Annotated in this window: 12 protein-coding genes; all 12 read right to left on the reverse strand. The window is 71.3% G+C overall.

Annotated features, from left to right (window positions below; translation table 11 throughout):
* Positions 1-9 precede the first annotated feature (9 nt).
* The 12 genes from ACT54X_RS17135 to ACT54X_RS17190 all read right to left on the reverse strand — a co-directional run bounded on the left by ACT54X_RS17135 (position 10) and on the right by ACT54X_RS17190 (position 12,244).
* Positions 10-1,029 carry a ketopantoate reductase family protein gene (locus ACT54X_RS17135; RefSeq protein ID WP_294376286.1) on the reverse strand — a complete coding sequence of 340 codons (1,020 nt, stop codon included), beginning with the start codon at positions 1,027-1,029 and terminating at the stop codon, positions 10-12.
* Entirely contained in the window at positions 1,029-1,874 is an 846-nt protein-coding gene (locus ACT54X_RS17140; RefSeq protein ID WP_294376283.1) for a cupin domain-containing protein, read from the reverse strand. The genes ACT54X_RS17135 and ACT54X_RS17140 overlap by 1 nt, the downstream gene beginning before the upstream one ends.
* Complete coding sequence (locus ACT54X_RS17145) at positions 1,871-2,647, reverse strand: HpcH/HpaI aldolase family protein (protein WP_476347605.1); 777 nt, start codon at positions 2,645-2,647, stop codon at positions 1,871-1,873. The genes ACT54X_RS17140 and ACT54X_RS17145 overlap by 4 nt, the downstream gene beginning before the upstream one ends.
* A complete protein-coding gene (locus ACT54X_RS17150) occupies positions 2,644-3,285 on the reverse strand; it encodes a flavin reductase family protein (RefSeq protein WP_476347606.1) in 642 nt (213 codons plus the stop codon). The genes ACT54X_RS17145 and ACT54X_RS17150 overlap by 4 nt, the downstream gene beginning before the upstream one ends.
* Positions 3,282-4,223, reverse strand: a complete 942-nt coding sequence (locus ACT54X_RS17155; RefSeq protein ID WP_476347607.1) for an amidohydrolase family protein — start codon at positions 4,221-4,223, stop codon at positions 3,282-3,284. The genes ACT54X_RS17150 and ACT54X_RS17155 overlap by 4 nt, the downstream gene beginning before the upstream one ends.
* A 3-nt stretch (positions 4,224-4,226) precedes the next feature.
* Positions 4,227-5,186 (reverse strand): Bug family tripartite tricarboxylate transporter substrate binding protein, encoded by a 960-nt coding sequence (locus tag ACT54X_RS17160; RefSeq protein ID WP_476347608.1) that lies wholly within the window; start codon positions 5,184-5,186, stop codon positions 4,227-4,229.
* A gap of 89 nt (positions 5,187-5,275) precedes the next feature.
* Positions 5,276-6,058, reverse strand: coding sequence for a DNA-binding transcriptional regulator (locus tag ACT54X_RS17165; protein WP_476347609.1), 783 nt, complete (start codon positions 6,056-6,058; stop codon positions 5,276-5,278).
* Between the two features lie 135 nt (positions 6,059-6,193).
* Positions 6,194-7,105 carry an ABC transporter substrate-binding protein gene (locus tag ACT54X_RS17170; RefSeq protein ID WP_476347610.1) on the reverse strand — a complete coding sequence of 304 codons (912 nt, stop codon included), beginning with the start codon at positions 7,103-7,105 and terminating at the stop codon, positions 6,194-6,196.
* Positions 7,106-7,139: 34 nt separating this feature from the next.
* Entirely contained in the window at positions 7,140-8,189 is a 1,050-nt protein-coding gene (locus ACT54X_RS17175; RefSeq protein ID WP_476347611.1) for a LacI family DNA-binding transcriptional regulator, read from the reverse strand.
* 112 nt (positions 8,190-8,301) lie between these two features.
* Positions 8,302-9,717: an amidohydrolase family protein gene (locus ACT54X_RS17180; RefSeq protein ID WP_476347612.1), complete on the reverse strand. Its 1,416-nt coding sequence runs from the start codon at positions 9,715-9,717 to the stop codon at positions 8,302-8,304.
* A gap of 44 nt (positions 9,718-9,761) precedes the next feature.
* Positions 9,762-11,078 (reverse strand): amidohydrolase family protein, encoded by a 1,317-nt coding sequence (locus ACT54X_RS17185; protein WP_476347613.1) that lies wholly within the window; start codon positions 11,076-11,078, stop codon positions 9,762-9,764.
* Positions 11,079-11,086: 8 nt separating this feature from the next.
* On the reverse strand, positions 11,087-12,244 hold the full coding sequence (locus ACT54X_RS17190; RefSeq protein WP_294376258.1) for a M24 family metallopeptidase: 1,158 nt from the start codon (positions 12,242-12,244) through the stop codon (positions 11,087-11,089).
* Between the last annotated feature and the right edge of the window lie 81 nt (positions 12,245-12,325).

The raw sequence follows: 12,325 nt of genomic DNA on the forward strand, positions 1-12,325 counted from the left end.
CTCCTTCTTTCAGGCGGCGACGCCGCTGCTCTGCGCGCGCAGCTTGGCCAGCCCGTGGATAGTGGCCAGGGCCGGCAGCGGCATCGCCACCGCGGCGGCGCATTCCAGCACCGCGCCGAGGATGGCGCCGATCTCCACCGGCCGGCCGGCCTCGAAGTCCTGCAGCATCGAGGTCTTGATGTGGCCCAGCGCCCGCGCCTGCGCGATGCGCCGCGCCGGCTCGATGTCCAGCGCCAGGCCGATGCGCCCGCCGATGCCCAGCAACTCGTCCATCATCCGCACGAACAGGGCGTGCAGTTCGGGCGTGTCGATCATGTCGTCGGTATGCGCACCGGCGAGCAGGCTCACCGGGTTGAAGCAGGCATTGCCCAGCAGCTTGAGCCAGATGTCGCGGCGGATGTCTCCGCTCACCTGGGCGTCGAGGCCAGCGCCCTTGAGCCGCTGCGCCAACAGCTGCACACGCGTGCTGTCGCCGCCGGCTGGCTCGCCCAGCAGCAGCCGGCCGCCGCTGTCGTGCTGCACCACGCCGGGCGCGGGGCAATGGCAGGCCGCGAAGACGCTCAGGCCCAGCAACTGGGGCAGCGGCAGCGCGGCTTCGATGCGCGCGTCAGGGTCGACGCTGCGCAGCCGCAGGCCCGCACAGCTGCGGCCGCCGGCCAGGAAGTACCACCAGGGCAGTCCGTTGGCAGCGCTCAACACCAGCGTGCCGGGATGCAGCAAGGGCGCGAGCCGCGGTGCGAGGGCCGGCAGCGCGGGCGCCTTGACGGTCAGCAGCACGATGTCCTGCGGGCCCAGGGCCTCGGGCGCCTCGGCCGCGCGCACCGGCACGACATGGCGCTCGCCCTGACTGCGCAGTTCCAGGCCCTGTCGCTGCAGGACCTGCAGCGTGGCGCCGCGCGCCAGCACACTGACCTTTTCGCCAGCCAGCGCCAGCCGCGCGGCCAGCCAGCCGCCGATGGCACCGGCGCCGACCACGCAGATGCGCGGGGCCGCCGGCTCCTGCGCTTCGTCCGCCACAGGCCTGCTCATCACGCCGTGGGCAGCGGATAGTCGTGCTCGTTGGCCACCTTGCCCGGCTTGCCGGCGAAGTCCATGCGCGGCGGGGCGAAGATGTCCAGCAGCCAGGCGCCGCCGTCGTTGGTGTTGCGGCTGGTGTGAATCACCTTGGGCGGGATCACCGTGAGCGAGGGGCTGCCGACGCGGATGGCCTCGTCCTCGCGCCAGTCGTTCATGTCGGCCGTCCAGGGATAGCGCATGTGGTGCACCCAGTCGCCACGGATCGCCAGCGAGCCCTGCTCGAAGTCCGCATGCGAATGGGGGCTCAGCTTGCGCACGTCGCGGGCCACCATGCGCGGCGTCATCACGTTCACCATCAGGTTGGTGCTGCGGAAGATGCGCATGTTGCTGTCGGCCTGCGTGTGCTGCGCCAGCGGATAGTGCCGCAGCCGGAAGCCGTCCGCCGGCGTGGGCCAGGGCACGAGCGGCGCCACCTCGGGCGTGGGCTGGGCATAGTCGGCCGCGTTGCCGGCCAGCGCCAGCAGGTCGGCCGCCCGGTGGGAGAAGACACGGACCACCTGCCCGGTGGCCTTCATCACCACCCGGCTGTCGCCGGGCGGCACGATGGTCACGGACTCGGCGCCGGCCTCGATGCTGGCGTCGCCCGCGTGGATGGTGGCGCCGGCATCGGGCAGGAAGACGAAGTATTCGTCGGGCTGATCGCGGCGCGCCAGCGTCGCACCGGCCTGGACCTCACTCACGGCCACGATGAAGTTGGCGCCGCGGCCCACCCAGGTGCGGGCGCCGTCGGCCTCGTGCGCGGGCGGCTCGTCATGGTGGCGGGCGACGGAGGCGGGTCGGATCGTGGAAGTGCTCATGCAGTCACCTTCGAAGAGGAGGAAGAAGCCGGCGCGGCGGGCCGGGCGATGGCCTGCGCCGCCTGGCGCAGCAGCCCCTGGTCGGAGCCATGGATGAACCAGCGCACGCCGAGGGCGCGGTAGCGCTCGCGCTCGGCCTGGCTGCCGACGAACATGCCGACCAGCTTGCCGGCGGCGAGGCCGGCGCGGATGACCTGCTCGGTGGCCTTGGCCACCTCCGGCGCCTGGGCACTGTCCAGGCCCATCGACAGCGCCAGGTCGGCACGCCCGATGAAGAGGCCGGCCACGCCCTCGACGGCGGCGATGTCGGCGGCGTTGCGCACCGCCTCCACGCTCTCGATCTGGGCCAGCACCACGCTGCGGTCGCCCTGTCGGATGGCCTCCTTCATGCCCAGGGCGCCATAGCCGGCCACGCGCGGCGAGCTGGAGTAGCCGCGGTCGCCGCCCACGTAGCGGCAATGGGCGACCACCTCGCGCGCGTCGGCGGCCGTGTCCACATGCGGCACCAGCACGCCGGCCGCGCCCATGTCCAGCACCGACAGCAGGCCGGCGGCCGTGCGCTCCAGCACGCGCACGAACAGCGGCAGCCCGCAGCTTTGGCCCGCCATGAGCGCGAGGTCCAGCGCCGCGCGGTCGAAGGGCGCATGCTCGGCATCGAGCACCGCGAAGTCCAGGCCGGTGCCGCCCAGGATCTCCACGCACTGCGGCGAGGTGGTCTTGACGAAGGTGCCGACATGCCAGTCGTCACCGAGGGGAAGCGGCGTGTGCGTCATGGGGTGTCTCCGATCGGTTCGCCGGGCGGCCGCTGCAGCGCCGGGCGGTGGAAGGTGGGGCCCAGCGCCGCGTAGTACGGGCCGCCGAGCCGCGCGATGGGCCGCAAGCGCTGGCTGTCGACATTGCGCCCGTCGTAGACGGTGCGCGACAGATGGAAGCTCAGCACCTCGCCGATGTAGAGCGTGTTGAGCCCGCGGCCCAGCGTGACGAACTGGTCCAGCCGGCATTCCATGTGGATGGGCGAGGCGGCGATGCGCGGCACCGGCGTGTGCACGCCGGGCAGCAGCGCGATGCCCAGGGCCTCGGGCTCGCCGACCTCGGGCGGATAGTCGGCGCCGCACTGGTGCAGCGTCTCCATCACGTCCTCGGTGGCCACGTTGACGCAGAAGAAGCCGCTGTCGCGGATGTTGCGGGCCGTGTCCTTCAGCGCGCCCTGTCGCGTGCCGATGTTGACCGCCACCATGGGCGGGCTGTGGGCCACGTAGTTGTACGAGCTGAAGGGCGCGGCATTGACGCGCCCGTCGCGGTCCACCGTGGTGATCCAGGCCACCGGCCGCGGCACCACGATGCCGCAGATCAGGCGGTAGGCCGTGGCCGTGTCCAGGCCGCCGGCAGCGACTTCCTCGTGGTCGTTCACGCGCGCGCCCTGCTGCCGGCCTTGGCGAACACGCGCCGGCCGGTGTCGTGCCACACGGCCCGCTGCTCGGCCGGCGTGAGCAGGTCCGACGCGTTGATCATGCGCTGGACCATGTCCTGGTAGGTGCCCGACGAGGTGCCGATGTCCGAGCCCCACATCACCCGCTCGGCGCCGAACAGGTCCACCGCGCGCCGCAGCACCCGGTTGGCGGGAAAGCCTTCCTCGCGGCAGTGGTCGAGGTTGATGGAGGTGAACTTGAAGGAGATGCGCTCGCAGGCGGCCAGCTGCTCCCAGCGCGCGTCCATGCCGAAGTGCGGGCCGTCGTGCAGCTCGGGCTCCAGCAGGTGGTCCAGCACGATGCGCACGTTGCGGTAGCGCTCGGCCAGCGCCAGCAGCGCCGGCACGGCCGGGCCGCCGCCGCCCTGGGCCAGCACTTCCAGGTCCATCACGATGCCGGCCTCGTCCACGGCCTCCCAGCTCTTGAGCGCGTTGGGCGAATCGAGCCAGGGCATGCTGCCGTCCGGCTTGCGGCCACCGAAGAGGCGCAGGCCCACCAGGTCGTGCTCGCGAACATAGCGGCGCACCAGGTCCGGCGTGCCCGGGTCCTCGGCATCGAGGATCACCACGGCGGAGAAGATCTCGGGATGCGCATCCGACGAGTCCAGGATGTAGCTGTTGTCGTAGCGGTAGACCATGCGCTTCTGCACCGCGACGGCGCCGTCCACGTTCTCTTCCTTCATCCACACACGCATGCGCGAGACGTCGGGCACCTCGTTGATGGGGTTCGGGCCGTGGTGGCCGCCGGGGCGGCCGATCACGCCCGGCGGTCGGTAGGGCGCATCGGCGGCGCGCTGCATGGGGTTGCGCGGATAGCGTTGCTGGTCGTCGGCCACCAGGTGGGCATGCGCATCGAACAGCAGGGGGCGGGTGTCGCTCATGGGTCAGTCCAGGGTGATGTTGGTGGCTTCGATGACCTTCTTCCACTTGGCGCTGTCGCTGGCCATCAGCTGCACCAGCTGCTGCGGGCTGCCGCCGATGGGCGCGGCGCCGTACTGCTCCAGCTTGGCGCGCGCCTCGGGCGTGGCGATCACGGCATTGATCTCGGTGTTCAGGCGCGCCACCACGGCCTCGGGCAGCCCCTTGGGTCCCACGACGGCCATCCAGACGGTCGCCTCGACGGGAATACCCTGCTCGATGGCCGTGGGCACCTGCGGCAGGCCCACGAAGCGCTGGCGCGAGGTGACAGCCAGGCCCTTCAGCTTGCCGGCCTGGATCTGCGGCACCAGCGAGGTGATGGGCATGGACACGGCGTCGACGTTGCCGCCCACGGTGTCGGTGATGGCCGGCGTGTCGCCCTTGTAGGGCACGCCCAGCGCCTCGACCTTCGCCTGGCTCTTGAGCAGCTCCGCCGTGAGGTGGCCGATGGTGCCGTTGCCCGGGTTGGCGATGCTCACCTTGCCGGGCTGGGCCCGCGCCCGCTCCAGCAGCGCGGCCAGCGAATCGACCTTGAGCGCGGGGCTCGCCGCGATGCCCATCGGGATCTCGCCGATGGCGATCACCGGCGTCAGGTCCTTCTGCGGGTCGAAGCGCAGGTTCTTGTAGAGGTACTTGTTGTTGGCCAGCGGGCCCGAGGTCGACAGCGCGAGCGTATAGCCATCGGGCGCGGCCTTGGCCACCATGTCGGTGCCCAGGTTGCCGCCGGCACCGGCGCGGTTGTCCACCACCACCGGCTGGCCCAGCTTCTCCGACAGACGCTGGCCGATGAGCCGGGCCAGCGCGTCGGTGCTGCCGCCGGCCGGGAAGGGAACGATCAGGGTGATCGGCTTGGCAGGCCAGTCCGCAGCCAGGGCCGGCACCGCGGCGGCGCAGGCCAGCAGCGCCATGGCAAGGCGTCGTTTCATCTTGCGTGTCTCCGTTGGAATGCCGCGATCATGCGCAGCCCTGCCCCGCCGACCAAGCAGCCATTGCGGACTTTCCGCGCGGCGGAAAGTCAGCGGCGCGAGGGTGCCAGCGCTTCCAGCGCCTGGGCGATGGCCGTCGCGGCCTGCTGCAGTGGCGGCACGAAGCGCTCCACGGCCTGCGCGGACGTGAGCGCGGAGGAGAACCACGTCAGCCCGATGGTGGCCACGACGCGCGAGCCTTCGAAGATCGGCACCGCCACGGTGGAAGACTCCGGCCGCACCCGCGGATCGCGCAGCGCGTAGCCGCGTGCGCGGGTCTCGTCCAGCATGGCGCGGATGGCCTCGGCGTCACCCCCCTCGCGTTCTTCGGGATGCGGCGTGCGAGCGAGCAGCTCGATCAGGGCCTGCTGCTCCTGCGCATCGGCAAAGGCCAGGTAGGCCCGGCCCAGCGCCTGCGTGAGCAGGCTCAGGCGCATGTTGATCGTCGAATGAAAGAAGGACAGCGGCGACTGCGGAATGGTGCTGTAGCGCACCACCATTGCATCGCCGTCATGCACCGCCACCGAGACCGGCCATTTCAGCTCGGCCGTCAGCCCGTCGGCGATGGCCGAGGACGCCTCGACGATGCGCGGCTCGCTGTGATAGCCGCTCGCGAGCGAGGCCACCTCGGCGGTGAGGTAGTAGGCGCCGTATTGCGGCGCATGGCGCACGAAGCCCGCGGCCTGCAGGGTCTGCAGCAGCCGCACGATGCTGGGCTTGGGAATGCCGGTCTGCCGGTGCAGCACGTCCAGCGTGGAGACAGGCTGGCGGTTGAGCGCCTGCAGCAACGCCAGGGCACGGACGACGACGTTGATGGGCGGGGCAGAGGGCATGGGGCGGGACGGCGGGCGATTCTAGGAAGGTCCTCCAAGAAGCGATCGCTCGCAGGCGCTGACCCTTGCGGCGCCACGCTGTCCCGGACAGTCGCCGCACCGCCTGCTTGCCGCCCGCGCCCGGGCGAGGCCACCCTATCGCGGCATGACCGATGCCACGAAGTTCGTCGGCTCCGGGATGTCCGCCAGGCCGGTATGCCGGGCCCGGATGGCGAGAACGCCCCGCAGACGATGCGGTTCCAGCGCCAGATCGCGCTGGAGCCCGCCGTCGCTGGCAAGAAGATCGTCGAGCACGCAGGCCGCGGTCGCCGCGTCCAGCCCTTCGTGGCGCGCCATGAGCTCGCCGCAGGCCTTGGGCCGATGCGCGGGCACATGCAGCCAGTCCACGGCCTCGCGGTAGGCCTGCATGAAGGCCCGGGCCTGTGCGGCATGGGCGTCCAGCCAGCGCTGGCGGGCGGCCCCCACGGTACCCATGTACGGGCCGATGAGCGGCCCCGCATGGGCCAGGATGCGCAAGCCCTGCGCGGCCGCCAGCCGCTCGTAGGGCGCGCGCAGCAGCGTGGCGTCGTGCGACCCGGCCAGCAGCTGCTGGTAGCGCGTGGCCGTGCCGCCGGCGCTCACGATGCGCACCCCTTGCTCGGACAGGCCCGCCTGCGCCAGCATGTCGCGCAGCACGAAGGCGAAGCCCGTGGTGAGCGCGTCCACCGACAGCGTGCAGCCGGCCAGGGCCTGCAGCGACGTGATTCCGGGCCGCGCCACCAGCGACAGGAAGCCGCCGTCGCCGCCCAAGAAGGCCCGCAGGTCCGGCCGCTCGGGCAGCTCGGCCTCGCCCTGGCCGAGCTGGTAGGCGGCGATGTTGTCGAAGCCGCACAGGCCGATGTCGGCCTCACCGTTCATCAGCGCCTGCACCAGGAAGCGGGAGTTCGGCGTGTAGGCCAGCGAGACGACGAGCCCGCGGCCGGCGAAAAGTCCACGCGACTGGCCGATCCAGATCGGCAGGTTGAAGGCGCCGTCGAAGGCCAGGAGGCGCAGTGGGTACGCGGTCATGCGCACCTCGTTGCACAAAGCGCGGCAGCGCGCCTCAGGCGTCGGCAGCGCCGGTGGACTGGCGCACCACCAGCTCCGGCTGGAACACGATCACGCGCGGGGGCCGCGGTGCCTCGGCTGCGGCGCGCGCCTCGATCTCCTCGATCATCAGGGTGCCGGCCTGCCGCCCCATCTCCAGATGCTGCATGCGCACGGTGGTCAGCGGCGGACTCACCAGGTCGGCCATCAGCATGTCGTTCTGGCCCACCACCGACAGGTGCTGCGGCACCAGCAGGCCCGCCTGGCGCGCGGCCTCGTAGGCACCCAGCGCCAACAGGTCGTTGGCCGCGCACACAGCCGTGAAGGGCGGGCGCGCCTGCGGGCCGTGCCCGGCCAGCCGCTGCTGCATCGCCTTCAGGCCGGCATCGCGGCCCGTGCCATCGGCCACGGCCACGGCTTGGGGTTCGAGCCCATGACGAGCCAGGGCCGCCGTCGCAAAGCGCAGCCGTTCGACGCCCAGCGGCGTGTTCTGCGGCGTGGCCAGCAGCGCGATGCGCCGATGCCCCAGCGCATGCAGATGGTCGATGGCCAGGCTGGCGGCCCGTTCGCGGTCGCCATGCACGGCGCTGAAGCGTCCATCGGGATCGGCCCGCGAGGTAAGCACGGCGGGCAGGCCAGCCTTGGCCAGGGCAGCGAGCAACTCGTCGTCCAGCGTCGCCACCACCACGCCGTCCACCCGCTGCCACAGCAGCCGCTCGACCATCGCCTTGCCCGAAGGCACGGCATTCATGCTGACCACCAGGGGGAAGAAGCCGCGCGGGACGATGGCGGCTTCCACGCCCTGCATGATCTGGGCGGTGACGAGGTTGGTCATGTCGGGCACGAGCACGCCGATGACCATCGACCGGCCCTTGCGCAGCGAGGCGGCTGCGCGGTTGGGGCGCCAACCCAGCTCCTTGGCCGCGGCCTCCACCTTGGCCACGATGTCGCGGCTGATGAGGTGGCGCCGCTCGGGATCGAGGGCCCGCGACACCGTGGAGAGATGGACGCCCGCATGCTTGGCGACTTGCCGCAACGTGGCGGGCGCGGAGGGCGGCACTGTCATGGAGCGGCGGATCATACAAGGGGCATGGCGGGGTCCGGCCCCTCTGGAAGGGGGTTGGCGACAGCGAAGGCGAGTGCGTCCTGGACATGCATTTCTCCTGGTGCGGCACCGATCAGCCGCGCACGGGCCAGCGGGGCTGCGCGAGGCGTTCCAAGCCCGCCTCGTCCAGCAGTTGCGCGGCATCGGCCCGTGCCGCGGCCATCACGGCGTCGGCATCGGGCACCTGCGGAAAGTGACCGTCCTGCATCGCGATGCGGCCGTCGACCATCACCAGCGTGGCGTCGGCGCCCCGGCAGCCGCGCACGAAGGCGGTGAGCGGGTCCTCGATCATCTGCAGGTGGGCGCGGCTGCGATCGAAGAGCACGAGGTCCGCGCGCTTGCCGGGCTCCAGCGAGCCGATCTTGTGCGCCAACCCCAGCGCCCGTGCCGCACCCAGCGTCGCCATGGCGAGCGCCTGGCGCGGCGTGACGGCATCGCGGTCGCCGTAGCGCACGGCCTGCAGGAAGCAGCAGGCCTTGATCTGCTCGACCATGTCGACGCTGTAGTCGACGGCCGGGCCGTCGGTGCCGAGCGCGCAGCAGATGCCGGCCTCGTGCATGGCGCGCCACGGCCCCAGGCCACCGCCGCGGATGGACTCGGAGGTCGGCGTGTACACGACCGAGGCGCCGCGCCGGGCCACCTTGTGCAGGTCCTCGTCGCTGAAGTGGATGCCGTGCTTGAGGATCCAGCGATGGTCGAGCACCCCCAACTGCTCCAGGTATTCGACGTCGCTGCGGCCGGTCTGACGCCGGTACTTGGTGAAGCCCATGCGCATCGACAGCGTGCCGCCGGACATGTGGACCGCCACACGCAGGTCGAGCGCCTGGGCCAGCGCATGGCCTGCGCGCACCAGGCTGTCGGAGCTGCGGCCCATCTCGGTATGGTGGGCATTGCATTCGACGGTCAGGGCCGTGCGAGTCATGCCGTGCGCGCCGCCGTCGAGCGACTCCACGAGGCGGCCGATCTGTCGGGTGGCCTCCGCTTCGTCCCAGGGATGCTCGGGCAGCTTCGGCGTGCGGCACTGGAAAGGGATGGCCAGCACCTGACGCAGTCCGACCTGGGTCATGGCCTCGGCCGCGTCGTGCGTGAGCTCGGGCCAGGGAAACGGCGACTGGTGGTTGAGCACGCAGGTGGTGCCGGTGCGCAGCATCTCCAGCGCGGCCAGCCGCGCCGAGTTGCGCACCGCCGGGCGGCGCATGGCGCGTCGGCTGTGGGCACTGAAGTCGCGGGCCCAGGGTTCGAGCAGCATCCCGTCCGCCAGACCCTTGAGCAGGTTCATGTGCAGGTGCTGGTGCATGTTGATCAGCCCCGGCGTCAGGAATCTGCCGCAGGCGTCCACGATGCGCGTGCCTCCCGGCATGGCGGGCAGCGCTGCCATGGGACCGACGGCCGCGATGCGGCTGCCCTCCACCAGGACGAAACCCTGCGGGTGGATGTCACCGGCCTCGGCGCCGGTGATCACGCAGGCATTGGCGAAAAGGGTGCGCATCGCGGCTCCTTGGATCGGTGCGGGGTTCGGGCTCGCGGAGGGCGTCATGCCGCCACCGCGCGAAGCCGGGCATGCAGGGCCGTGCGGCACGCCAGGCCGGCCTCGGCCAGCGCCCGATCGTCGTGCCGCGACGGCGCGCCGTCGGCGTGGATGCAGCGGCCTGCCACGAACACGGCGTGGGCGTCGCGCGCACGGCCGCAGCAGACGAAGGTGGAGATCGGCTTGTGCGAGACCTGGAAATGCGGCGCACGCATGTCGAAGACGACCACATCGCCCTGCTTGCCGGGCTCCAGCGAGCCGATCTCGTCTGCCAGGCCGAGGGCGCGCGCACCATCCAGTGTGGCCGCCTCCAGGGCTGCCTCGGCGGACATCGAGGTGGGATCGAGGTTCAGGGTGTTCTGGAGCATGACCAGCGCCTTCATCTCCTCGACCATGTCCACCGTGCAGCTGGCAGCAGGGCCGCCGGTGCCGATGGCGAAGTGCCCCCCGAGGCGCAGCAGCGTCGTCCAGCGCGTGTGGGCGCGGCCCCGCACGGCCTCCGACAGCGGCTGCGCCACGCCCATGCAGCCGGACTCCAGCATCAGCATCAGGTCGGCCGGGCCGAGGCGGTCCACGTCCCCGATCAACCAGCGCGAATCCAGCAGGCCCAGCTCCATCAGGTGCGTGATGGCGCTCCGGCCCAGACGGCGGTGGGCCGCCTGCCATTGCGCATCGTCGGCACTGCCTCCGGGCTGCGTGAACAGCCGCAGGCCGTGGCGGGCGGCCAGGGTGGCGGCGCGGACCAGTCGGGCCTCGTCCGCCGCGCCGGTGCAGATCGACACAGGATCGCTCAGTACCGACAGGGCGATGCGAAACAAGGGGCCGGATGCCTGCGCACAGGCGCCCTCGACCCGATCGACGCCGGTGGCAGCGACATCGACGCAAGCCACCTGCCGCAAGCCGTGCGTGTCGAAGGCCTCGGTGGCCGCGGCCAGCCGCGCTGCCGTCGCGGCGCCGGGAACATGGTGCAGCACGGTGGTCACGCCGCCGGCGGCCAGCTCGGCCGCGGCCAGGTGGGCGGCGACGCGTACCTCCTCGTCCTGCAGCGCCGAAGCGGCTGCAGCACAGCGGGCCGGATCGGCGGCCCCGGACCAGCCCATCAGCAGATGCTCCCACGGCCGGTGACCGGCGTCCACGAGGCCGGGCAGCACGATCATGCCGGTGGCGTCAAGTTGCACGCCGTGGAAGCCCTGCGGGATGCCGGCCTGCGGCCCGGTCGATGCGACGCGGCCGTCGTCGCCGATGAGCACGAAGCCGCCGGGAAAGACCTCCCGCGCCGCATTCATCGTGACGACATGGCCGCCATGGATGAGGGTCGCCATGCGCTGCCTCAGCCGCACACGGTCACTTCGGACGGCGACGCATGCATGGAGACATAGCCCTCGGGTGTGATCAGGCCCATCTGCCCCAGCTGCATGCCCACCTTCTCGTCGGCAGTGGTCGGGTTGGGCTGCAGCACGATGGTTACGCCCGGCTCCAGGGTGTAGGGCACATGCGGCGGCGCAAAGTTGGGGCCGAGCGCCGGCGGCAGTATGTCGACGCCGAAACCGTGCAGCAGCCCGTCCACGGTGGTGTAGCCCGCGTCGCGGATGCTCAGCGACACCTCGCGCAGCTCGTCCAGGGTGACGCCCGGCTTCATGGCCTCGGCCAACGCGTCGTGCGCGGTCTTGAGCACGCCGTACAGGTGCGCGTACTGCGAGGTGGGCTCGCCCAGGAAGAAGGGCCGCAGCAGCTGGGCCGAATACATGCCGTAGCTCACCGTGAGCTCGGTGTTGATCACGTCGCCCATCTGCAGCTTGCGCCGCGACAGGATCTGGTTGGGCACGCAGCTTTCCGAGGCCGCCATGGGCGTGCTGTTGAGGTAGAGGAAGTTGGGCTGGCAGCCGAACTGCCAGGCCACCTGTTCACTCAGCACCAGCAGTTCGCGCTCCTCCACACCGGGGCGGATGGCGGCATGCAGGGCCGCCATCACCCGGTCGCAGCCGGCCGCGGCCACACGTTGCCAGGCCAGCTCCTCCTCGCTCTTGCGGATGCGCAGGCGCTTGAAAGGCATGCTCAGGTCGGTCCATTGCGCATCGGGTACCAGCCCCAGCAGGCGCGTGTGCTCCTGATGGAACATGGGTCCGACCAGCCCGAGGGCGGCATCCGCCAGGCCACGGCTGCGCAGCTCCGCTGCGATCACGGCCGGCGCGTCGCGGGTGCCTCGGCGCACGTCGGCGATGCGCGACAGGTCCCGCGCGGTGGCGAAGTGGTTGTGGTGCGTGACCCAGAGCACCGGCTCGCCCTCCACCGGCACCAGGCAGTAGGCCTCGTGAAAGGGCGCCACTTCGGTCACGTAGTGGATGTCCGCCTGGTAGTGGCGGCGTGAACCGCTGTGGCCGAACAGCAGCAGGGCGCGCACGCCACGCTCTTGCGCCAGCCCACGCACGGCCGCCAGGCGCCGCGCCATTTCGCCGTCGCTGAAGCGCGGCAGTCCTTCGATGCTCATGGAAACCTCCAGAGAAATGCCCGGCGTAAATGCAACCGGTTGCATGATCATATGCAAAGCTCGCGGCAAGGCGCAAGCGAA

The organism is Pseudacidovorax sp. DMC4, from assembly GCF_056314265.1.